A 24,935-nucleotide genomic window follows, 5' to 3' on the forward strand; every position below is an offset into this window, starting at 1 on the left:
GGGACGGAACTAGTCACGGGCCATCCCTGTTGCGCGGTCCGCCGCGCGGGCGACCAGCGCCCTGAGCGCCCGGAACCAGCTCTCCGCCAGGTCGCGGACCGCCTCCTCGTCCAGGACCGCCTCCGGCCAGGACCAGTGGGCGGCCAGGACAGGGCCGTCGGCGCGGTCCTCGGTCACCACGTTGATGCCCAGCGCGTGCCCTTCCCGCATACCGGGCTCGGGACCGATGTCCGAGACGTCCTCCTCGGGGGCGTACGACCAGTCCGTCGCCTCGGGGATGCCGAAGCGGCCGAGGTAGTTGAACTCGATCGGCGGCGCCTCGAAGCCGGCGAGCACCGGTGCCGTACGGGGGTTGAGGTGGCGGAGCATGCCGTAGCCGACGCCGTTCGCGGGCAGCGAGGCGAGGTGCCGGCGGGTCCGGTCGAGCGCCTCCTCGACGGCCGGGCCGCCCTCCAGGGCCGCGTCCAGGTCGACGGGGCCGGGGTCCAGAAGGACGGGGAAGATGCTGGTGAACCAGCCGACCGTACGGGACAGGTCGACGTCCTCCGCCACGTCCTCGTCGCGGCCGTGGCTCTCCAGGTCGACGAGGACCGGCCCCCCGGCGCCGCCGTCGTGCCGGCGCCGCCAGTCGGCCACGGCGAGTCCGAGGCCGGTGAGCAGTACGTCGTTGACGTTCGCGGCGAAGGCGGAGGGCACCGCGGACAGCAGCGGGGCCGTGTGCTCGGCGGGCAGCCGCAGCTCCAGCCGCCGTACGGTGCCGGTCGTGTCGCGGGCCGGGTCCAGCGGGCTCTTCAGCGGCAGGGGTGCGGCACCCTCCAACACGCCTGTCCAGAACGGCAGTTCCGACTCCCTGGCCGGGTCCTGGGCCAGTTCTTCGAGCGTGCGCGCCCACGTGCGGAAGGAGGTGTCGACGGGCGCCAGTCCGGCGGGGCGTCCTGCCTCGACCGCTCGCCAGGCGGTCTCCATGTCCGGCAGGAGGATGCGCCAGGAGACGCCGTCGGTCACGAGGTGGTGGGCCATCAGGAGCAGCCTGCCGGGCTCGTCGCCGGCGTCGAACCAGACCGCCTTCACCATGGCGCCGGCGTCGGGGTCGAGGTTCGCGCGGGCGGTGTGGGCGCCTTCCGCTACCGCCGTCCGCAGCGCTTCGGCGTCCAGGCCCGCGACGTCGACGCGCTCGATCCAGGACGCGGGGTCCACGGAGTCCGCCGGCGGGACGGCGATGCTCCAGGTGCCGGCGTCACCGTCTCCCCCACCCGCGGTCGTAGGTCGGCTGACGGTCAGTGGGGGCTGGTCGCGCAGTTCCCCGCGCCCCTTGAGGGGCGCGGTACGCACCAGCGTGCCGCGCAGCATCGCGTGGCGGTCGGACAGTGCTCGCAGGACTGCCGTGAGCTTCGGGCGGTCCAGGGTGGCGGGTGTGCGGACCAGGGCCGACTGGTGGTAGCCCTGGAACGGGCCGCCGAGTTCGCGCAGCCAGTGCATGACCGGGGTGAGCGGCACGGTGCCGGTGCCGTCGTCGGCGGGACGGGCGTCGGCGGTTCCGGTGGCGGTCGCGACCTCGGCGAGACCGGCGACCGTACGGTGCCGGAGCACCAGGCGCGGAGTGATCCGTACGTCGGCCGCGCGGGCCCTGCTGACGAGTTGCATCGCCATGATGCTGTCGCCGCCGAGGGTGAAGAAGTCGTCGTCGACGCCGACCTCGGCCAGGCCGAGCACCTCGGCGAACACCGTGCACAGGGTCTTCTCCAGCTCGGTCTCGGGCGCCCGCCCGGTGGAGAGCGCGGAGAAGTCCGGGGCGGGCAGGGCGGCCCGGTCGAGCTTGCCGTTGGCGAGCTTCGGCAGCCGGTCCAGGAGGACCACGGCTGCCGGGACCATGTGGTCGGGCAGGTGTCCGCCGACATGGGCGCGCAGCCGTCCGGGGTCGGGCAGGACCCCGGCGACCGGGACCACGTACGCCACGAGCAGTTTGCGCGCTTCTTCCTGACGGACCGTCACCACGGCTTGGGTGACGCCCGGATGGGCGGTGAGCACCGACTCGATCTCGCCGGGTTCGATGCGGAAGCCGCGGATCTTGACCTGGTCGTCGGCGCGGCCCAGGTAGTCGAGGTGTCCGTCGGCGGTCCAGCGGGCGAGGTCGCCGGTGCGGTAGAGACGGGAGCCGGGGTCGCCTCCGAAGGGGTTGGCGACGAAGCGTTCGGCCGTCAGGGCGGGCCGGCCGAGATAGCCGCGGGCGAGGCCGCCACCGGCCAGGTACAGCTCGCCCGTCACACCGGGCGGTACGGGCTGCAGACGGTCGTCGAGGACGTACGCGCTGGTGCCCGCGACAGGGCGGCCGACGAGCGGTCGGTCGCTGTCGCGCACCCGGGCCACGAGGGCGTCGACGGTGGACTCGGTGGGCCCGTACAGGTTGAAGGCCTCGGTGCCGTTCAGGCGTCCGAGCCGTTCCCACAGGGCGCCCGGCACGGCCTCGCCGCCGACGCCGACGACCGCGAGGGGGCTGCTGCCGTCCTCGCGTACGAGTCCGGTCTCGGCCATCTGCGCGAAGAACGACGGGGTGACCTCCAGGAAGTCGAAGCCGTGCTCGACGACGGCCGCGGCCAGCAGGTCCGGGTCGCGGCGGGTCTCGTCGGAGACCACGTGGACGCAGTGACCGTCGAGGAGCCACAGCTGCGGCTGCCAGGAGGCGTCGAAGGAGAACGCCCAGGCGTGTCCGGCGCGCAGATGCCGTCGGCCGGTGAGCGCCTTCGCGGGCTCGTACAGCGTCTCGCAGTGGCTGTGGAAGAGGTTGCCGACGGTCTCGTGGGTGACGACGACACCCTTGGGGCGGCCGGTGGAGCCGGAGGTGTAGATGACGTACGCCGGACTGCGCGGGGTCAGCGCCGCGACGCGGTCCGTGTCCGTGAGGTCGGTCGCGGGCTGGGCGGCGAGGAGTTCGGCGGTCGCCTCGGCGTCGAGTTCCAGTACCGGCGGCCCGTCCGCCGGGAGCAGCGGTGCAAGCTGTCGTGTGGTGAGCGTCAGGACCGGGCGGGCGTCGGCAAGTGTGTCGGTCAGGTGGGCGGTCGGGGCGTCCGGGTCGAGCGGCAGGTAGGCGGCGCCCGCCTTGTGCACGGCGAGGATGGCCAGCAGGGTGCGGGCGGTGCGGGGCAGGGCCAGTGCGACGAGCCGTTCCGGGCCGGCGCCCTGGGCGACGAGGAGCCGGGCGAGGCGGTTCGCCTTCGCGTTGAGCTGGGCGAACGTCAGCTTGATGCCGTCGGACGCGACGGCCGGTGCGTCCGGTGAGAGCGCGGCCTGCCGTTCGAAGAGGGCCGGTACGGTGGTCGGTCCGGCGAGCAGGGGGCGGTCGTTCCACTCGGTGAGGATGCGCCGGCGTTCCGCGTCGCCGAGGATGTCGATCCGGCTGACCGGGGTGTCGGGGGCGGCGACCACGGCCCGCAGCAGCCGCACGAGCCGTTCGGCGATCGCCTGAGCGGTCGTGTGGTCGAACAGGTCGGTGCTGTATTCCAGTACGCCGTCGACACCGCCGCCGCCCTCCACGTCATGACCGCCGCCGCGCTCCACGAAGTCGAAGGAGAGGTCGAACTTGGCGCCGGTCGCGCCGGCTTCCTCCCGTCGGGCGTCGAGGCCGGTGAGGAAGTCACCCTCCCCTCCCGCCGCGAGGTACACGACCATGACCTGGAACAGCGGGTGCCTGGACAGCGAGCGCGCGGGGCTGAGCACGTCCACCACCCGCTCGAACGGCACGTCCTGGTGGTCGAAGGCGGCCAGGTCGGCCTCCCGGACGCGGGCGAGCAGTTCGCGGAACGCCGGGTCGCCGGAGGTGTCGGTGCGCAGCACCAGGGTGTTGAGGAAGAACCCGACCAGGTCCTCCAGCGCCTCCTCGGAGCGTCCGGCGATCGGGCTGCCGAGCGGGATGTCCGTACCGGCGCCCAGCCTCGTCAGCAGGGCTGCCACGGCCGCCTGAACGATCATGAACATGCTGACGTTGCCGGACCGGGCCAGTTCGCGCAGTCCCGCCGCCAGCTCCGGGTCCAGGGCCATGCCGACCGCGCCACCGCGGTAGCTGGCCTCCAGCGGGCGCGGCCGGTCGACGGGCAGCGACAGCTCCTCGGGCAGCCCCTCCAACGCCTGCTTCCAGAAGCCGAGTTGGCGGGACGCCAGGCTCTGCGGGTCCTTCTCGTCGCCGAGCACCGCACGCTGCCACAGGCTGTAGTCGGCGTACTGGACGGGCAGGGGTGCCCAGTCGGGCGTACGGCCCGCCGCGCGTGCCGCGTAGGCGGCGGCCAGGTCGCGGGTGAGGGGGCGGTCCGACCACTCGTCGCCCGCGATGTGGTGGAGCAGGAGCAGCAGGACGTGCTCGTCCTCGCCGGTGCGGAAGAGGTGCACGCGCAGGGGCGCTTCCCGGTCCAGCTCGAAGCCGTACCCGACGGCCGCCGCCAGCCGCTCCGCCAGCTCCTCCTCACCGGCCGCGGAGGCGGTCCGCACGGCGATCCCGGCCCGCTCGGGCTCCAGGATCAGCTGGTACGCGCGCCCGTCCTCCTCGGGGAAGACGGTGCGCAGCGGCTCGTGGCGGGCCACCAGGTCGTCGACCGCGAGCCGCAGCGCGTCGGCGTCGAGCGCCCCGGAGAGCCGCCAGACCAGCGGGATGTTGTACGTGGGACTGGAGCCCTCCACCCGGTACAGGACCCACAGCCGCTGCTGGGCGAAGGAGAGCGGCAGCCGGTCCGGCCGGTCCGCCGGGGCGAGGACGGGCAGGTCGGCGCGGGCTCCGTCGCTCGCCCCGTCGCTCGCCCCGTCGCGGAGTGCCTCGGCGAGGCGGGCGGGCGTCGGGGCGTCGAAGACCGTGCGCAGCGACGCCTCGGCGCCCAGCACCGCCCGGACGCGGGCGGCGAGCCGCATGGCCACGAGGGAGTGGCCGCCGAGGGCGAAGAAGTCGTCGTGCACACCGACCCGGCCAAGGCCCAGGACGTCGGCGAACAGACCGCAGAGGATCTCCTCACGCGGGGTTCGGGGCAGGGACTCGGTGGTTCCGGCGGCGAAGTCGGGCGCGGGCAGCGCCCTGCGGTCGAGCTTGCCGTTGGGGGTCAGCGGCAGGGCGTCCAGGGTCATGAAGGCCGCGGGGACCATGTGCTCGGGCAGCTCGGCGGCGGCGTGCCGGCGCAGAGCTGCGGAGACATCAACGGCAAGGTCTGTGCCACGCCCCGCGGCCGGGACGACGTACGCCACGAGCCGCTGGCCGTGCGGGACGACCACGGCCTGGGCGACGGTGTCGTGCCGCGCGAGTACGGACTCGATCTCGCCGAGTTCGATGCGGAAGCCGCGGATCTTGACCTGGTCGTCGGTGCGGCCGAGGTAGGCGACCGTGCCGTCGGACGTCCAGCGGGCGAGGTCGCCCGTGCGGTACATGCGCTCGCCGGGGCCGCCGTACGGATCGGCGACGAACCGCTCGGCGGTCAGACCGGCGCGGTCGAGATAGCCACGGGCCAGCTGGTCACCTGCGAGGTACAGCTCCCCCGCCACGCCCGGCGGGACCGGCCGCAGCGCGGCGTCCAGGACGTACACGCGGGTGTTCCACACCGGCCGTCCGATGGGCACCGAGGTGGCGCCCGGGTGCACCTGGACGGCGGTGACGTCGACGGACGCCTCGGTCGGCCCGTACAGGTTGTGCAGTTCGGTGGAGGCGAGTGTCCGGTGGAAGCGGTGCGCGAGCGGGACGGGCAGGGCCTCGCCGCTGCACATCACGCGGCGCAGGCCCGTGCAGTCGGCGGCAGCCGGTTCCTCCAGGAACAGCTGGAGCATCGAGGGCACGAAGTGCGCGACGGTGACGTCCTGCCGCTGGATCAGCTCGGCGAGGTAGCGGGGGTCCTTGTGCCCGTCCGGCCTGGCGACCACCAGAGCGGCCCCCGTGATCAGCGGCCAGAAGAACTCCCACACGGACACGTCGAAGCTGGAAGGGGTCTTCTGGAGCACCCGGTCCGCACCGGTCAGCCCGTAGGCGTCCTGCATCCACAGCAGGCGGTTGACGATGCCCGACTGCGGTACGACCACGCCCTTCGGACGCCCGGTGGAACCGGAGGTGTAGATGACGTAGGCGGGACTCGACGGGTCGTACGTGTCAGGGAGCGCGCCCTCTGCCCCCTCGGGCAGGCTGTCGCGGATCACGCACACCGGGCGGGCGTCCTCCAGCATGAACGTGAGGCGCTCCTGCGGGTAGTCGGCGTCCAGCGGCAGATAGGCGCCGCCCGCGCGGTGCACCGCGAGGAGGGCGACGACGAGGTCCGCCGAGCGCGGGAGCGCGACGGCCACCGTGCGCTCGGGGCCCACGCCCAGTCCGGCCAGCACCCGCGCGGTGTGTTCCACGCGTGCGTCCAGCTCGGCGTACGTCAGCTGCTGTTCGCCGGAGACCAGCGCGAGCGCGTCGGGCGTGCGGGCGGCCTGGGCGCGGAACAGCTCGGGGAGGGTGGTGGGGACGGTGACCTGGGCCGTGTCGTTCCAGTCCGTGAGGACGAGCGCCCGCTCGTCCGACGTCAGCACCTCCACGTCACGTACCGGCAGGTCCGGTGCGTGGGCGACCTGTTCCAGCAGCCGGACCAGGCGTCCGGCGAGGCGGTCCGCGGTCGTCCCGTCACACAGGTCGGACGCGTGGTCGAGCAGCAGGACCAGCCGGCCCGACTCGTCCACGAAGGTGAAGTGCAGATCGAACTTGGCCCGGCCGGTGTCCATGTCGGACCACTCGGTGGACAGGCCCAGCAGGTCGGGATCGCCGTCGGGGCGGTAGTGGTAGCCCAGCATCACCTGGAACAGCGGATTGCGGCCCGCCACCCGCGGCGGATTGACGGCCTCCACCACCCGGTCGAAGGGCAGATCCTGGTACTCGAAGGCGGCGAGCGCCGACTCACGCACCCTGCCAATCAATTGACGGAACGTCAGGTCGTCGCCGGACAGGTCCGTGCGAAGGACCAGCGTGTTGACGAAGAAGCCGACCAGTTCGTCGAGGCCGCTGTCCGTGCGGCCCGCGATGGGCGCGCCGAGCGGAATGTCGTCGCCCGCGCCCAGCCGGTGCAGCAGGGTCGCCGTGGCCGCCTGGAGAAGCATGAACATGCTGGTGCCGGTCTCGCCGGACAGCGCGCGCAGGGTGCGGCCGACCTCGGCGGGCACCTCGTGGCGGACCTTGCCGCCGAGTCCGGTGGGCTCGGCGGGCCGCCGCCGGTCCAGGGGCAGCGCCAGCTCCTCGGGAAGATCGCGCAACGCCTCGGTCCAGTAGCCCAGTTGTTCGTCGCCGACCTGGGCGAGCAGCTGTTCCTGCCACAGCGTGTAGTCGGCGTACTGCACGGGCAGCGCGGCCCAGCCGGGCTCCTCACCCGCGACCCGCGCCGCGTACGCGGTGTTCAGGTCGGCCAGGAACGGCCGGTCGGACCACTCGTCGGTGGTGATGTGGTGCAGCACGACGGCCACCACGTGGTCGGCCGGCCCAACCCTGAACACATCGCAGCGCAGCGGGAGTTCGCGGGCCAGATCGAAGGGGCGGCGCTGCGCCGACTCGATCAGCCCGTCCAGCTCCCGCTCGGCGCAGTCCGTCACGGTGAAGCCGGGTGCGGCCTCTGCGGCCGGGACGACGACCTGGTACGGCTCCCCGTCCTGCTCGTGGAACACCGTGCGGAGGGCTTCATGCCTCCCCGCCACATCGCTCAGCGCGGACCGCAGCGCGTCGGGGTCGAGTTCGCCGCGCAGCCGGAAGACCAGCGGGAAGTTGTACGCCACACCGCTGCCGGTGATGCGTTCGATCAGCCACAGCCGGCGCTGGGCCGGCGAGAGCGGGATGCGGTCGGGGCGTACGGCGGGGGCGACGGCCGGGCGGGCGGGGCGCCCGGAGTCGGCCCGTGCGGCGAGCAGTTCGGGTGTCGGCGCCTCGAAGAGGTCGCGGATCGCCAGCTCGGCGCCCAGTTCGGTACGGGCCCGGCTGATCAGCCGGGTGGCGAGCAGCGAGTGGCCGCCCAGGTCGAAGAAACCGTCCTCCGCGCCGACCTCGGGCAGGCCGAGCACCTCGGCGAAGAGGCGGCAGAGCACCTCTTCCTGCGGGGTGCGCGGTCCGCGGCCGGTGCCGAGGGCGACCGCGGGCTCGGCGTCGGGCAGGGCGCGGATGTCCAGTTTTCCGTTGTCGTTCATGGGCAGCCGGTCCAGGGTCACGAACGCGGCCGGGACCATGTACTCGGGCAGCTGCTGCTTGAGGTCGTCGCGCAGCCGCCGGACCAGGCTGTTCGCACCGCGTGCCGCGGTGGGTTCGTTGGCGTACGGGGCCTCGCCGCCGCCGGGGAGGTAGAGCCCGGCGGTACGCCCGGGACCGTCGGCAGACGTACCGGTATCGCCGCCGGAGTCGGTGTCGGGGACGAACACGGCGTCGTACGTGCCGGGTTCGCGGGACCAGGTCGTCAGGACGTGGCAGCCCAGCCGCGCGCCGAGGTCGTGCAGTGTCTCGGGGTCCACTCCCCCGGCGGCACCCACGCGGGCGTCGGGCACGCCGGTGAACCGCAGCGGGGTGACCGCACGGACGAGGTCCGTCAGGTCGAGGTCCTCGGTGTAGCCGACCGACGGCACGCGCTCCAGGGCGAGGTCGGCCTCACCTGCGTACAGGACGGCGTCGTAGCGGTGGCGGGTCAGCTCGTTGTGGTGGCGGGCGCGCTTGGTGCGCAGGTCGACGCGGTGACCGAGGGAGGTGAAGTAGTCGGGGTCGACGAGGAGTTCCTTCTCCAGGCGCAGCCCGCGTTCGACAGCGCGCTCAAGCCCCTCCCCCGTGATCCCCTCTGTCCTGGCCTGTTGGATCTCCGTCTGGAAGGTCCGGGCGAGGCGCAGGTTGCGGACGTCCCCGACGAACAGCGCGCCGCCCGGCGCCAGGAGCCGCATGGCTCCCTCGATGACCGAGGTCAGGTAGTCGATGCTCGGGAAGTACTGGATGACGGAGTTGATGACGATCGTGTCGAAGTACCCGTCGGCGGGCAGGCCGGTCAGGTCGTCGGCGGGCTGGGCACGCAGGGTGACGCGTGCGGCCAGCTCCGGGTCCTGCGCCAGCTCCTCGCCGATCTTGCGGATGACGGGGGCCGCGAAGTCGGTCGCCCAGTAGGCCTCGGCCTCCGGTGCGAGCTTCGACAGCAGCAGACCGGAGCCGACGCCGATCTCCAGGACGCGGCGCGGTCGCAGCGAGCGGATCCGGGCGACGGTGGCTTCGCGCCACTCGTGCATCTCCTCGAAGGGGATGGGCTGTCCGTCGTACGAGGAGTCCCAGCCGGCGTACTCCTCGGTGAAGACGGCGGTGCTGATCTCCTCGTACTCGTCGGAGTAGATCTCCTGCCACTCGCCGACCTGCTCGCGTTCGGCGCCGTCGCGGTCGTCGCCGGTGAGGGGGGCCGGGACGACATAGCCGACGAGCCGTTCGTCGCGGACGACCACGGCGGCGTGCGCGACCTGGGGGTGCCGGGAGAGCGCGGTCTCGATCTCGCCCAGCTCCACGCGGTAGCCGCGGATCTTGACCTGGTCGTCGGTGCGGCCGAGGAAGTCGAGGTTGCCGTCGGGATTGCGGCGTACGAGGTCACCGGTGCGGTACATGCGCTCGCCGGGCTCGCCGAAGGGGTCGGCGACGAACCGCTCGGCGGTCAGCCCCGGCCGTTCCAGATAGCCGCGGGCCAGACCGATGCCCGCGATGTACAGCTCACCGGGCACGCCCTCGGGCACCGGGCGCAGCCAGGCGTCCAGGATGTGGGCGCGGGTTCCGCGGATCGGACGTCCGACGGTCGGGGTGGCGCTGTCGAGGGTGCCGCCGCCGAGGGTGTTGATGGTGTACTCGGTCGGCCCGTAGAGGTTGTAGCCGTAGGTGCCCTCGGTGTCGCGGAGCCGGTTCCACACGGTCTCGGAGACCGCCTCGCCGCCGAGCAGCACGAGCGGCGGGCGGTGGCCCTCCAACAGGCCCTGTTCGATGAGGAGATGGGCGTAGGTGGGCGTCACGTTGATGACGTCGACGCGATGGGTCTCGCAGTACGCGACCAGGGCCTCGGCGTCGCGCCGCAGCTCCTCGTCGCAGATGTGCACCTCATGCCCCTCGACGAGCCACAGCAGCTCCTCCCAGGACATGTCGAAGGCGAACGACACCGTGTGGGCGATCCGCAGTCCGCGCCCGCCCGCCGAGGCGATCGCCGGTTCGAAGATCTCCCGCTGGTGGTTGAGCTGCATGTTGGTCAGCCCGCGGTAGGGCGTGACGACACCCTTGGGCCGGCCGGTGGACCCGGAGGTGTAGATGACGTACGCCGGGTGCTCCAGGCTGAAGTGCCGCCGCTCCAGGTCAGCCGGATGGGCCGCCAGTTCGGCGGTCACCGCCGGGTCGTCGAGCAGAGCGCGGGGAGTGTCGGCCGCCGCCAGCCGCTCCGAGACGGCGGCGTTGGACAGGAGCAGCGTGGGCCGGGCGTCCTGGAGCATCGTGACGAGCCGGTCGTCCGGGTAGTCCAGTTCCAGGGGCAGGTACGCGGCGCCCGTGCGCAGCACGGCGAAGAGCGCGACGACCATGTCGAGGGAGCGGGGCAGGCCGAGCGCGACGATCCGCTCGGGCGCGGCGCCCCGGTCGATCAGCAGTCGGGCCATGCGGTTGATCCGGGCGTCGAGCTGGGCGTACGTGAGGGTCCGGTCGCCGAAGACGAGGGCGGTGGTGTCGGGTGTGGCCAGGGCCTGGGCCGCCAGCAGGTCGGCGATGGTGTCCTCGGGGTCGGGCACCCGCCCCTCGACCCGTTCGCGTGCCAGTTGCCGCTGCTCGGAGGGCAGTTGTGCGTCGAGTCGGCCGACGGGGGCTTCGAGGTCGTCGGTGAGCCGGGCCAGGAGCAGGGTGAACCGGTCGAGCAGATCCTGCGCCTGGGGGCGGGCGATGACGTCGGCCCGGTGGGTCAGGGTGACCTGGATCCTGCGGCCCGGCGTGACGACCAGGTTGACGGGATAGTGCGTGGCGTCGACGTTGGCGACGGCGGTGGCCCCGTGCCGCTCGCTCAGTTCGGCGAGGCGCTCCTCGGTGTCGCTGTTGCGCAGCACGAAGAGGGTGTCGAACAGCCGCCGGTGTCCGGTCTCGGCCTGCAGCACGCCGAGGCCCAGATACTCGTACGGCATGACGGCCAGCCGCTCGTCCTGGACGCGGCGCAGCAGGGCGAGCACGGGTTCGGCCGGGTCGTAGGCGATCCGGGCGGGGACGGTGTTGAGGAACATGCCGATGACGTTCTCGATCTCCGGCACCTCGCTCGGCCGGCCCGCGACGGTGGTGCCGAAGACGACGTCACCGCGGCCGGTCGCACTCGCCAGGGTCAGCCCCCAGGCGGCGTTGAGCACGGTGTTGAGGGTCAGTCCGTGGCGGCGGCCGATGTCCCGCAGCCGTGTCCCCACCTCGGCCGGGACGAAGGCGTCGAGGCTCTCCGGGATGTCCGGCTCCAGGCCCTGGTCGGCGGCGGCGAGCAGGGTGGGCTCGTCGAGCCCGGCCAGCGCGGTGCGCCAGGCGGCGGTGGCGACGGCCGTGTCCTGGACCTCAAGCCAGGTCAGATAGTCGCGGTACGAGCCGGGGGCGGCCAGAGCACTCGGGTCGCCGTCCGACTCGTACAGGGCGAAGAGCTGGTCGAGGAAGAGCCAGGCGGACCAGCCGTCCCACAGGAGGAGGTGGCGGCCGACGACCAGGCGGTCCCCGCGCTCCTCGCCGAGCCGGACGACCAGGATGCGGAAGAGCAGGGGGCGGGTCAGGTCGAAGCGGCGCGAGCGTTCGGCGTCCGTCAACTCCCGCAGCCGGGCGTCCTGTTCGGCGGTCGGCAGACCGGAGAGGTCGACCTCTTCGAGGGGGATCTCGGGGTCGCGGACGATGAACTGCACCGGCTGGCGCAGTCCTTCGCTGGTGAACCCGGCGCGCAGGCTCGGGGTGCGGTCCAGCAGGACTCGTACGGCGGTGCGCAGGCGGTCCGTGTCGAGCGGGACGGCGATGTCGAACGACTCGTGGACCGTGTAGACGTCCAGGGTGCCGGCGTCGTACGTGGAGTGGAAGAACAGGCCTTCCTGGAGCGGGGCGAGCGGCCAGATGTCGTCCACCGGGCCGGGGCTGAGCCGGTGGACGCGCTCGGTCTCCTCGGCGGTGAGGGCGAAGTCGGAGCGCGGGGCGCGCGTCTCGGCGACCGGGGTGGCCGCCGCGGCCAGAGCGAGCGGGGTGCGGTGCTCGAACACGTCACGGGGGTTGAGGTCCAGGCCCGCCCTGCGGGCGCGGCTGGAGACACCGATGGAGGTGATGCTGTCGCCGCCGAGCATGAAGAAGTCGTCGTCGATGCCGACCTCGTCGAGCTTCAGCACCGCGGCGAAGATCCCGGTCAGCGCGGCCTCCCGCTCGTCGCGGGGTGCGCGCACCTCGGCTCGTTCCGCCTGCGGGGCGGGCAGCGCGGCGCGGTCGAGCTTGCCGCTGGGGGTGAGCGGGAGGGCGTCCAGGACGACATACGCGCCGGGGACCATGGGGGCGGGCAGGGAATCGGCGAGGGCCGCCTGGAGTTCGGCGGGCTCGGGGTGTGCGTCGCGGGCCGGGACCACGTACGCGACGAGCGCGCTGCCGCCGCTCCCGGTGGCGGTGACGGTGACGGCGGCCTGGGCGACGGACGCCTGCCGGGCCAACGCGGCCTCGATCTCGCCCAGTTCGACGCGATTCCCACGGATCTTGACCTGGCGGTCGGTGCGGCCCAGGTACTCCACGACTCCCTCGGCGCGGCGCCGTACGAGGTCGCCGGTGCGGTACATGCGTTCGCCGGGTCCGCCGTACGGGTCGGCGACGAACCGCTCGGCGGTCAGGCCGGGGCGCGCGTGGTAGCCGCGGGCGAGCTGGACGCCCGTCAGATAGAGCTCTCCCGGGACGCCCTCGGGCGTCGGGCGCAGGCAGGTGTCGAGGACGCGCAGACCGGTGTTCCATACGGGTCGGCCGATGGGCACGGTGGTGCCGGGCGCGCCGTCGTACGTGTGGTGGGTGACGTCGACGGCGGCCTCGGTGGGGCCGTACAGGTTGTGCAGCGGCACTCCCGTGAGGGCCGACCAGCGGGCCGACGCGGCGCCGGGCAGTGCCTCGCCGCTGCTGAAGACGCGCCGCAGGGAGGTGGCCCACGCGGGATCCGCGGTGATCTCCTCGGACTGCAGGAACGCTTCGAGCATCGACGGTACGAAGTGCAGGGTCGTGACGCCCTGTTCACGGATCAGCTCGGCGAGGTACGCGGGGTCGCGGTGGCCGTCCGGGCGGGCGAGTACGACCGTGGCGCCCTCGCACAGCGCCCAGAAGAACTCCCAGACGCTGACGTCGAAGCTGGCGGGGGTCTTCTGCAGCACCCGGTCGTCGGCGGCCAGTCCGTACTGGCCCTGCATCCAGGCCAGCCGGTTGACGATCGCGCGATGGGTGACGACGACACCCTTGGGCAGGCCGGTGGAGCCGGAGGTGTAGATCAGGTAGGCGGGGTCGTCCGGGCCTGCCTCGACTGCGGTGGCGGCTTCCGGCCGCTCGGTGGCTTGCGGCTGCTCGGTGGCTTGCGGCTGCTCACCGGCCGGGGCGTCCACCAGGAGGTGGGTGAGGCCAGGGACCTCGGGCAGTCGGTGGGCGGTGCCGGACGTGGTGACGACCGTCGACGCTCCGGAGTCGGTGAGCATGTGGGTCACCCGGTCCGCGGGGTAGTCCACGTCGACCGGAAGGTAGGCGGCCCCGGACTTGAGCACGCCGAGCAGGGCGACCATGAGGTCGGCGGAGCGGGGGACGGCGACCGCGACGACGGTGCCGGGCCGGGCACCCTCCGTGCGGAGTGTGCGCGCCAACTCCGCGGCTCGGGCGTCGAGTTCCGCGTACGTCAGGGTCTCGTCCTCGCACACGACCGCCGTGGCGGCCGGGGTGCGGGCGGCCTGCGCCTCGAAGGCGGCGGCGAGGGTCGTCCCGGGGACTTCGTGGTGTTCGCCGGCCGGGTGGGCCTGTGACAGCTCCGCCGCCGACAGCAGTTCCAGGGCGGCGGCCGGCTGCCCGGGGTCCGCCGCCAGGGCGTGCAGGATCCGGGTGAGGCGGTCGGCGATACGGCGTACGGCGTCGGCGTCGAGCCGCTGGGCGTGGTGCTTCAGGCGCAGGTCCAGGCGGCGGCCCGGCTTCACGATCAGGGCGAGCGGGTAGTGGACGGCGTCGTGGAACTCGTGGCCCGTGACCCGGATGCGGCCGGAGGGGTCGGCGAGGCCGGTGGCGGCCGGATAGTTCTCGAAGACGACGAGCGTGTCGAACAGTTCACCGCTGCCCGCGAGCCCGGCGACCCGCTGGATCTCGGCGAGGCCGAGGTGCTGGTGGTCGAGGAGCGCGGCCTGCTCGTCCTGGAGGCGGCCGAGGAGGCCGGCGAGGGTGTCCGAGGGCTCCCAGCGGAAGCGGGTGGGCAGGGTGTTGATGAACAGCCCGACCATGGACTCGATGCCCTCGACCTCGGCGTCGCGCCCGGAGACGGTGGTGCCGAACACCACGTCCTGGCGGGCGGTCAGCCGTCCGATCAGCAGACCCCAGGCGCTCTGGACGACCGTTCCCAGGGTGACGCCCAGCTCCCGGGCGCGGGCCGACAGACGGGCCGTGACCTGCTCGGACAGCTCCACACGGACCTGTGCGGGCGTGATCGGCGTGCCGTCGGCGGGCGTCTCGACCAGTCGCGTGGGCTCCTCGATCCCGGCGAGCGCGTCACGCCACGTCCCGCGCGCGGCGTCCCGGTCGGCTGCGGCGAGTGTGCGCAGGTAGGTGCGGTACGGGGCGGCCTCGGGGAGCGGGACCGGGTTCTCGCCGTAGGAGGCGAGCAGTTCGCGGTGCAGGACGGGCAACGACCAGCCGTCCGCGACACTGTGATGGAACGTCAGCAGAAGCCGGGCGCGGTCCTCGCCGAGCCTGACGAAGGCGCAGCGCAGCAGGGGCGGGCGGGCGAGGTCGAAGCGGCGGGCGCGCTCCTCGGCGGCGACGGCGTCGGCTTGTGCTTCGGTATCTGCTTCGGTATCTGCTTCTGCTGTGCGCGGCTGCGCCGACAGGTCCACCTCGTGCCAGGGCAGTTCCAGGCCCTCGGCGATGATCTGTACGGGACGTCCGTCGGCGAGCGGACGGAAGCAGGCGCGCAGCGGGGCGTGCCGGTCCAGGACGTGCTGGGCGGCCTTGCGCAGTGCCTCCGCGTCGACTGGGCCGGACAGTTCGAGGGCCTGCTGGACCACGTAGGCGTCGCGGTCGGCGCCGTCGACGAGGGCGTGGAAGTAGAAACCCTCCTGGAGGGGGCTCAGGGGCAGCAGCTCCTGCACGGCTACGGGGTTCTCGCCCTGGATCTCCGCGAGTTCGGTTTCGGTGAGCCGTACGAGCGGGGGCTCCTCGGCCGCGGCACCCGTGCCGGTCGCCGCGTCGGCGCGCACGTCGGCGCGCAGGCCTGCGGCCTCGGCGAGGGCCGCCACCGTCCGGTGCCGGAAGACATCGCGGGAGGTGAGCCGCAGTCCGGCCCTGCGGGCGTGGATGAGCAGCTGGATGGCGGTGATGCTGTCGCCGCCGAGGGCGAAGAAGTCGTCGTCGATGGTCGCCGACCGCAGGCCGAGCACCTCGGCGTAGGCCGCGCACAGCACTTCCTCGCGGGCGTCGCGCGGCGGGCGGCCGGAGCTGAGGGCCCCGTAGTCCGGGACCGGGAGCGCGGCGCCGTCGAGCTTGCCGCTGGGGGTGACCGGGAGGCGGTCCAGGGGGACGACGGCGGACGGGACCATGTACTCCGGCAGCTGCTCGGACGCGTACGAACGAAGCGCCTTCATCAGGGAGTTCACATCACGGAAGGGGGCCGGGCGGTTGGCGTGCGGGGCGGTTCCGGACGGGCGGTACCGCCCGTCCGGGGTCGCGGGCAGGCTGTCGCCGTGGCCGAAGACCACGTCGAGGCTGCCGTCGTCGGCGATCCCGTTCCAGGTGACGACGGCCTTCAGACCGTGCCCGGCGGCGAGGGCGTGCAGGTCCTCCGGGTCCGGCGCGTCGGCGGGGGACGCGGCGCGGCTGCTGTCGTCGAGCGCGGACAGTGCGGCGAGGTCCTCGGCGAGGCGGGCGTTGGGCAGACCGGTGACGCGGAAGGGGGGTGTGTGTTCCGCGGGCGTCGCCACGCGGGCGGCGAGCAGGGCGTCGAGGGCGTCGCCGTCACCGCCGGCCACGTCGGCCCAGGTGATCTCGTCACCCGTAGGCGGAGTGGACGACGCGGTTCCGGCACCCACGACCGGGCCGGTGGAAAGGGCACCGTCGCTCTCAGCTCGGTAGCGCAGTTCCCCGCGCCCCTGAAGGGCGGGCCCATCGTCACCCCTCGGCGGAGCGGACGAGGCGGTTCCGGCACCCACGACCAAGCCGGTCGAAACGGCACCGTCGCTCTCAGCTCGGTCGCGCAGTTCCCCGCGCCCCTGAAGGGCGGGCCCATCGTCACCCCTCGGCGGAGTGGACGGGGTGGTTCCGGCACCCACGACCAAGCCGGTCGAAACGGCACCCTCGCCTTCAGCTCGGTCGCGTAGTTCCCCGCGGCTCTCAGGGGCCCGCGTCGGCGTCAGTACTACGTCGTAGCGGTACCGCGTGAGCTCGTTGTGGTGGTGGCCTCGCTTGAGTCGGATGTCGGCGTCGAAGTTGCAGAGGGTCGCGAAGTAGTCCGGGTCCAGGAGGAGTTCGCCCTCCCAGGCGAGCGAGCGTTCCACTGCGGCCCGCAGTGCCTGCTTGTCCCCCGGGTCGGCCGCGCGGCGCGTCTCCACCGCGGCGCGCAGGACGCGTAGCAGCCGGGCGTTGCGTACGTCACCGACGAACAGCCGTCCCCCGGGGGCCAGCAGCTCGGCGGCGGCACCGATGACGTCGGTGAGGTAGTCGGCGCCGGGGAAGTACTGGGCGACGGAGTTGAGGACGATCGTGTCGAAGTGGGCCCGGGGCAGCCCGGACGTGTCGTGCGCGGGTTGGGCGCTCAGGCGCACCCGGTCGGCCAGTTCCGGCACCGCGTCGACCTGGGCGCGCAGGGCCCGTACCGCCTCCTCGGAGAGGTCGGTGCCCCAGTACTCCTCGCAGCCGGGGGCGATCCTGGAGAGGATCAGGCCGCTGCCGACGCCGATCTCCAGCACGCGGCGCGGTGAAAGCTCCTCGATACGCGCGAGGGTCGCCTCGCGCCACTCGCGCATCTCCGCGACGGGGATGGGCAGTCCGTCGTACATGCTGTTCCAGCCGGCGAAGTTCTCCCGGAAGCCCGCGGCCACGCCGGCGCCCCGTCCCGCCGAGCCGTCCCGTGTGCCCTCGGATCCCGCCGCCGAGTACAGCAGTTCGTGCAGGTCCTTCCACTCCTGGACCTGTTCGCCGAAGTCGCGGTCGGCGTCCAGCGAGGGCACCACGTAGGCGGCGAGCCTGCGGTCGCCGGGGCGGTCCTCGCGGACCAGGACGGCTGCCTGCTCGACGGCCGGGTGGGCGCGCAGCACGGACTCGATCTCGCCGGGTTCGATCCGGAAGCCGCGGATCTTCACCTGCGCGTCGGCGCGGCCCAGGAACTCCAGCCGGCCGTCGGCCTTCCAGCGCACCAGGTCACCGGTGCGGTACAGCCGTTCGCCGGGCGGCCCGAAGGGGTCGGCGACGAACCGCTCGGCCGTCAGGTCGGGGCGCCCGAGGTAGCCGCGGGCGAGACCGGCCCCGCCGAGGTAGAGCTCTCCCGGGACACCGGCCGGTACGGGCCGGAGCCGGGCGTCGAGCACGTAGGCGCGGGTGCCGGGGTCGGGGACGCCGATGGGCACGATCGTGCCGGCGGGGGTGTCGGGGTCGCACAGGCCGAGGGTGGAGTTGGTGGTCGCCTCGGTGGGGCCGTACGCGTTGAACATCATCCGGCCGCGCGCGTACCGGCCGACGAGTTCGGGCGAGACCCGTTCGGTGCCCGCGAGCAGGGTGGCGGGCGGCAGTTCGACGTCCTCGGGCATCGCGGCGAGGAGGGCCGGCGGGAGGATCATGAAGGTGATGCCGTTGGCGTGGGCGTAGTCGGCGAGCGGGGCGCCGGGCACCCTCAACTCGGCCGGTACGACGACGAGTCGGCCGCCGGAGAGCAGTCCGAGGCACAGGTCCCAGAACGCCACGTCGAAGCTCGGCGAGGCGAACTGCAGGACGCGGCTGTGCGGTCCGATGCCGAACCGCTCGCTCTGCGTGGCGACCAGCTTGGCGACGCCCGCGTGGGAGAGCACCACACCCTTGGGCCGGCCGGTGGAACCGGAGGTGTAGATGACGTAGGCGGCGTTCCCGACGGAGAGGGAACGGGCCGGGTCGCTCGATTGACGCTCCGTCAATTCCCTTACGGTGTCCAGGGCGTCCAGCACCAGGACGTCCATGCCGTCGCACGGCGGGATGTCCGCCGCGACCTCGGCGGTGGTGAGCAGGCAGGCGGGCCGGGCGTCGGCCAGCATGTACGAGATGCGGTCGGCCGGGTAGTCGGTGTCGACCGGCAGATAGGCGGCGCCGGACTTCAGTACGGCGACCTCGGCGACGATCAGTTCGGCCGAGCGGGGTACAGCGAGGGCCACCACGCGCTCGGGTCCGGCGCCGCGCGCGACGAGGGCATGGGCCAGCCGGTTGGCCCGTTCGTCCAGTTCCGCGTAGGTGAGCCGGGTGTTCTCGAAGACCAGCGCGATCTCGTCGGGCCGCTCCCGTACCCGGTCGGCGAACATCTCCGGCCAGGTCCGCAGGGGTATGTCGTGGTCGGTGTCGTTCCACTCCTCCAGGACTCGGTGCCGTTCCTCGGCGTCCAGCAGGTCCAGTTCGCCGACCGGGGTGTACGGGCGGGCGATCGCGTCGGCCAGCAGGGTGGCGTAGTGGCCCGCGGTCCGCAGGGCGGTCCCGTCCCGGAACAGGTCCGGGCGGTACGTGATCCGGACGTCACCGGCGCGGACTTCGAGCGCGAGGTCGAGCAGACCCTCGTAAACGCCGGTGAAGTCCGCGTCACCCCCCTCTGCCGTTCCGGAAGCCTTGTCCGTCCCGAACGCCGTGTCCGTCCCGAACGCCGTGTTGAACAGCAGCCCGCCGCCCCGGGTGGGCTCCGGCCGCAACTGGGCGACGAGCGCGCCCGGTTCGACGCGGTGGGTCTCGGCCTCCTCGCACGCCGCACGGACGCGCCGGACCAGTTCGGCGAACTCGGTTCCGCCGTCGACAGCCACCCTGACCGGCAGGCCCCCGTACCCGACGGTGAGGTCGCGCGCGCCGCCGTAGCGGTGCAGCAGCGCCACGAACGCGGACAGGAGGGTGACCTCGTCGGCCGTCGCGTCCAGGGTGCGACTGATCGTGCGCGGCGCGCCGCCGGGCTTGAGCGGATACGGGAAGTCGACGGGGAGGACCGCCTCCTGAGGGAGGGGGTCGAGCCGTCGACGCCAGTACGCCGTCGCGTCAACCTCGTCGACACCGGACACACGCGATTCGAAACCGGACACAGCTGACCGTGCCTCCAGAGTGTGCGGAACCGGCTCAGCCGGAGGACCGCAGGTCATACTAAGGTAAGGATTACCTAACCAAAAGGCCCCGTCTCGGCGGACCACGTGATCCCCACTACGATTAAGGCCTGCCTAACCTAAGGGAGCTGGCCGTTGGAGACCGCAAGGTGACGGGCAAGAGAGTGCGCCCTGTCCTTCTCGTGACACTGCTGGGTACCGTCCTGGCCGTCCTCTGTCTGCTGTCACTGGCGCTCGGCGCGGCCAACATCCCGCCGGACCAGGTGATCTCGGCCCTGTTCGGCGACGCACCGAGCCGGTTCGTGGACAACGTCGTCTGGTCGGCGCGCATCCCGCGCACCGCGCTCGGGCTCACGGCGGGCGCGGCCCTCGGGCTGGCCGGAGCGCTGATGCAGGCGCTGACCCGCAACCCGCTCGCCGACCCCGGGGTCCTGGGGGTCAGCGCGGGCGCCGCCTTCGCCATCGTGCTCGCCGTCGGCGTGCTCGGCATCAACTCGCTGTACGGCTATGTGTGGTTCGCGTTCGGCGGAGCGCTGATCGCCACGGTGGCGGTCTATCTCCTCGGCGGCCTCGGGCGGTCCGGGATGACCCCGGTGAAGCTGGCCCTCGCGGGCATCGCCGTCACCTCGATGCTGTGGTCGTTCACGCAGGCCATCGTGCTCACGGACGTGGACGCGCTCAACAAGTACCGTTTCTGGTCCGCGGGTTCGCTCGCGGAGGCGGACAACGGCATGGTGTGGCGGGTCCTGCCCTTCCTCGTCATCGGCGCGGCACTCGCGCTGGCCTGCGCCCCGGCCCTCAACAGCCTGGCCCTCGGCGACGACGTGGCGGCCTCGCTCGGCCGGCGCCTCGGCCTGGTCCGGCTGGCGGGCGTCGCGGCGATAACCCTGCTGACGGGGGCGGCGGTCGCGGTCATCGGGCCCGTCGTCTTCCTCGGCCTGGTGGTCCCCCATGTGGCCCGGGTGCTCGCCCAGGCGGCGGGCATCGGCCCCGACCAGCGCTGGCTGCTGCCCCTGTCGGCGGTCCTCGCCCCCATCCTGCTGCTCGCCGCGGACATCCTCGGACGCCTCGTGGCACGGCCCACCGAGATCCAGGCGGGGGTGCTGGTCGCCTTCATCGGCGGTCCGTTCTTCATCGCCATGGTCCGTCGGCGCAACCTGGCGGAGGTGTGACCGTGCCGCAACCGAAATCCGACCTCACGACCCGTTCCGACCTCAAGTCCGCCCGTTCTGAGCTGAAGTCCGCGTCCGCCGCGCCCCGTTCGGCCGGGTCAGCCCACCATCGCACGTACCGGCTGGTGTTCCCGCCCGTCTCCGGTGTGTTCCGCCCCCGGCTCGTGGCGCTGTCCGTGGTGCTCGCCGCGGGCACCTTCGTCCTGTTCTGCTGGGGCCTGACGACCGGCGACTACCCGATCGGCTTCACCGACGTCGTACGGGCCCTGGTGGGCTCCGGCGACCCCGGCACCGTCCTCGTCGTGGAGGAACTGCGGCTGCCCCGCGCCCTGGTGGGGCTGCTCGCCGGGATCGCCTTCGGGGTCTCCGGCGCGCTCTTCCAGACCATGACCCGCAACCCGCTGGCCAGCCCCGACATGATCGGCCTCACCCAGGGCGCGGGCACCGCGGTCGTCGCGGGCATCGTGCTCGGCTGGGACGGCGGCCTGGGCACCCAGGCGCTCGGCCTGCTCGGCGCCCTGGTCACCGCCCTGACCGTCTACGCGCTGGCCTGGCGGCGCGGCACCACCGGCTACCGGATCATCCTGGTCGGTATCGGCGTGGCCTGGATCTGCACGAGCGCCACCGACTATCTCGTGGCCAAGGGCGGACGCTTCCAGGCGCAGGCCGCACTGGGCTGGCTGGTCGGCAACCTCAACGGCCGCACCTGGGGGCAGGTCGGCCCGCTCGCCGTCGCACTGGCCGTGCTGCTGCCGACGGCCCTGCTGCTCGGCCGGCTGCTGCGCACGCTCCAGCTCGGTGACGACGTGGCCACCGGCCTCGGTACGCGCGTACAGCCCGTACGCCTCGCCATCCTGCTCACCGGGGTCGGCCTGATCGCCTTCGCCACCGCCTCCGCGGGGCCCGTGGCGTTCGTGGCGCTCGCCGCCCCCCAGATCGCACAACGGCTGGCCGGCACGGCCTGGCCGCCCACCGTCGCCTCGGGACTGACCGGGGCACTGGTGGTCCTGGGCGGCGACCTCATCGCCCGTACGCTCATCTCCGGCACGGAACTGCCGGTCGGCATCGTCACCGGTGTGCTCGGCGCGCCGGTCCTGCTCTGGCTGCTCGTCCGCGCCAACCGCGCGGGCTCAGGAGGTTGATTCCATGTCGGCTGAACCCCTGTCGACCCCCGACCCCGACCCCGACCTGCGGGCGAGCGGCCTGCGGCTGGCGTACGACAACCGCCTCGTCGTGGACGGCCTCGACCTGGCGGTCCCGCCCGGCCGGATCACGGCCATCGTCGGCGCCAACGCGTGCGGCAAATCCACCCTGTTGCGGGCGCTCGCCCGGCTGCTCGCGCCCAAGGAGGGGGCCGTCCACCTCGACGGCAGGGCGCTGCAGTCCATCCCGAGCAGGGAGCTGGCGCAGCGGCTCGGCATCCTGCCGCAGAGCCCGGTCGCGCCCGAGGGGCTGACCGTCATCGACCTGGTCAACCGCGGCCGTTCACCGCATCAGACCTGGTGGCGGCAGTGGTCGAAGACGGACGAGCAGGCCGTGCACCGGGCGCTGGCCGCGACCAACATGACGGACCTCGCCGACCGGCCCGTCGACGAACTCTCCGGCGGTCAGCGGCAGCGCGCCTGGATCGCCATGGCGGTCGCCCAGGGCACGCCCGTGCTGCTCCTGGACGAGCCGACGACGTACCTCGACCTGGCGCACCAGATCGACGTCCTGGACCTGGTCACCGACCTCAACCGCCGGGAGAACCGCACGGTCGTGATGGTGCTCCACGACCTCAACCAGGCCTGCCGGTACGCCGATCACGTCGTCGCCATGAAGTCCGGGAAGATCGTCGCCGAGGGCAGCCCGACGGAGGTCATCACCGCCGAGACGGTCGAGCACGTCTTCGACCTGACCTGCCGCATCACGATGGACCCGGTCAGCCACACCCCGCTGGTCATCCCGATGGGCCGCCACCACGGAGGCCCGTCCCTGGAGGCGGCGGCGGTGCAGGCGGCCGACTAGCGGCTCGCGGGCGGGACTTGTGTGTGTCGTATGACCGAACGGTGACCGTAAGAGGCAGATGAGGCCGGAGGGACGGAAGGTCCGTACCTATGCCTTGACAGTGATCTCGTTCACTTCTTAGAACGAGAGGCGAAGCATTTCCCCCCACCTCAGTGGGCGCGCCCCCGCACAGGGACGCCCTACGGAAGGGAGAGTCGTGGCTTCCCCACGTCTGCTCCGCAAATGCCTTCTCGCCGCACTGCCCGCCGCCCTCGTCGCGGCCGCGTCCGTCGCCCCCGCCGCCCACGCGGACCCCACTCCGCGGGCGGCCCAGGCCGTGACGTTCTCCGACACCTTCGACGGGGCCGCCGGCTCCGGTGTCGACCAGGGCAAGTGGCAGGTCGAGACCGGCGACAACGTCAACAACCACGAACGCCAGTACTACACGGCGGGCAACAACAACGCGAAGCTCGACGGCCAGGGCCACCTGGTCATCGAGGCCCGCCGCGAGAACCCGAACAACTACCAGTGCTGGTACGGCTCGTGCGAGTACACCTCGTCGCGGCTCAACACCTCCGGCAAGTTCACCGCGACGTACGGGCACGTCGAGGCCCGGATGAAGATCCCGCGCGGTCAGGGCATCTGGCCCGCGTTCTGGATGCTCGGCCAGGACATCGGACAGGTCGGCTGGCCCAACTCGGGCGAGATCGACATCATGGAGAACGTCGGCTTCGAGCCAGGAACCGTGCACGGCACCCTGCACGGCCCCGGTTACTCCGGCTCCGGCGGCATAGGCGCGGGCTACTCGCTGCCCAACGGCGAAGCGTTCGCGGACGCCTTCCACACCTTCGCGGTCGACTGGTCGCCGAACAAGATCACCTGGTCCGTGGACGGCACCGTCTACCAGACCCGCACCCCGGCCGACCTGAACGGCAACACCTGGGTCTTCGACAAGCCGTTCTTCCTGATCCTCAATCTCGCGGTGGGCGGCTACTGGCCCGGCGATCCCGACGGTTCGACCAGCTTCCCGCAGCAACTGGTCGTCGACGAGGTGAAGGTGACGACCAGCGACGGCTGACGGAGGCGCCGGCGACACCCTCTGAAGCGTGGCCGCCGGAACGCGTTCAAGACCCGAACACGTGGTGCCCGGCCGGGAATGCCTCTCCCGGCCGGGCACCATGTGCGTGCCGGACCACCACGCGTGTGTCAGGCCAGCGCGTACGTGTCAGGCCACCGGAGCCGCTGGGCGCGCCGCAGAGGGCACAGAGGCCACGGAGGGCACCGAGGACACGGCGGCCACGTCGGCCACGTCGGCCACGTCGGCCACGTCGGCCTTCGGGTCCGGCACGATCGTCGTGCCGGACCCGGCGCCGCCGACCAGTCCGTCGAGCAGGGCGTGCGGTGCGCGGCCGTCGAGCACCCGGGCCACGCCCACCCCGCCCCGCACGGCCCGCAGACACGCCTCCATCTTCGGCCCCATCCCGCCTGCCAGCCCCGGCAGCGCCCGCTCCAACTCCCCCGCCCCGATCCGGTCGACGATCCGCTCGCTCGCGGGCCAGTCGGCGTACAGTCCCGGCACATCGGTGAGGACGACGAGGACCCGTGTCCCCAGCGCGGCGGCCAACGCCCCGGCTGCCGTGTCCGCGTTGACGTTGTAGACCTGCCCGTCCTCGCCCCGGCCAACGGAGGAGACCACCGGGATGTGGCCGCCCTCCAGCAGCAGCCGTACGACTGCGGTGTTCACCCGTGCCACATCCCCGACCAGGCCGATGTCGACGCTCTCACCGCCCACTCGGGCATACCGCTTGACGGCGGTGAGGGTGTGCCCGTCCTCGCCGCTGAGGCCCACCGCGTGCGGCCCGTGCTCGTTCAGCAGCCCGACCAGGTCCTTCTGGACCTTGCCGGACAGCACCATCCGTACGACCTCCATGGTCTCGGGTGTGGTGACCCTCAGCCCGTCGAGGAAGTCGGACCTGAGCCCGAGCCGGTCCAGGTGGGCGGCGATCTGCGGGCCGCCACCGTGCACCACGACCGGCCGGACGCCCGCCCGGTACAGGGCGAGGACGTCCTGCGCGAAGGCCCGCCGGAGCGTGTCGTCGGTCATCGCGTGACCGCCGTACTTGACGACGACCGTGTGCCCACGCAGGGATTCGAGCGCCACGAGCCGGTCGGCGGGGCCGCCGGCGGACGCGGCGACCTCGGTCACCGCGTCCGCCACGACCCCGTCCGCCACGACCCCGTCCACCGACGCGTCGGACACAGCCGCGCCGCTCGCCGCGGTGGCACTCACAGCTGTGG

At 72.7% G+C, this 24,935-nt stretch carries 6 protein-coding genes; 4 read left to right on the top strand and 2 right to left on the bottom strand.

Annotated features, from left to right (window positions below; all coding sequences use genetic code 11):
* Positions 1–9: 9 nt before the first annotated feature.
* Positions 10–19,440 (bottom strand): non-ribosomal peptide synthetase, encoded by a 19,431-nt coding sequence (locus tag C6Y14_RS29550; protein WP_107020099.1) that lies wholly within the window; start codon positions 19,438–19,440, stop codon positions 10–12.
* A 203-nt stretch (positions 19,441–19,643) separates the two neighbouring features.
* On the opposite strand from C6Y14_RS29550, the gene C6Y14_RS29555 reads away from it, so the two are divergent.
* From C6Y14_RS29555 to C6Y14_RS29570, 4 genes are all read left to right on the top strand, one after another.
* Positions 19,644–20,651 (top strand): FecCD family ABC transporter permease, encoded by a 1,008-nt coding sequence (locus C6Y14_RS29555; RefSeq protein WP_225891346.1) that lies wholly within the window; start codon positions 19,644–19,646, stop codon positions 20,649–20,651.
* Between the two features lie 62 nt (positions 20,652–20,713).
* Complete coding sequence (locus tag C6Y14_RS29560) at positions 20,714–21,793, top strand: FecCD family ABC transporter permease (protein WP_107020100.1); 1,080 nt, start codon at positions 20,714–20,716, stop codon at positions 21,791–21,793.
* A 4-nt stretch (positions 21,794–21,797) separates the two neighbouring features.
* Positions 21,798–22,658, top strand: coding sequence for an ABC transporter ATP-binding protein (locus C6Y14_RS29565; protein WP_225891347.1), 861 nt, complete (start codon positions 21,798–21,800; stop codon positions 22,656–22,658).
* Positions 22,659–22,854: 196 nt separating this feature from the next.
* Positions 22,855–23,715 (top strand): glycoside hydrolase family 16 protein, encoded by an 861-nt coding sequence (locus tag C6Y14_RS29570; RefSeq protein WP_107019916.1) that lies wholly within the window; start codon positions 22,855–22,857, stop codon positions 23,713–23,715.
* Between the two features lie 147 nt (positions 23,716–23,862).
* On the opposite strand, the gene argB is transcribed toward C6Y14_RS29570, so the two are convergent.
* Positions 23,863–24,798, bottom strand: coding sequence for an acetylglutamate kinase (argB, locus tag C6Y14_RS29575; protein ID WP_263973109.1), 936 nt, complete (start codon positions 24,796–24,798; stop codon positions 23,863–23,865).
* Positions 24,799–24,935 lie beyond the last annotated feature (137 nt).

The organism is Streptomyces dioscori (genome assembly GCF_003024195.1).
GTDB lineage: Bacteria > Actinomycetota > Actinomycetes > Streptomycetales > Streptomycetaceae > Streptomyces > Streptomyces dioscori.

Coding starts and splice junctions, on each gene's coding strand:
- C6Y14_RS29565 (WP_225891347.1), top strand. CDS start 21,798: ATGTCGGCTGAACCCCTGTCGACCCCCGACCCCGACCCCGACCTGCGG.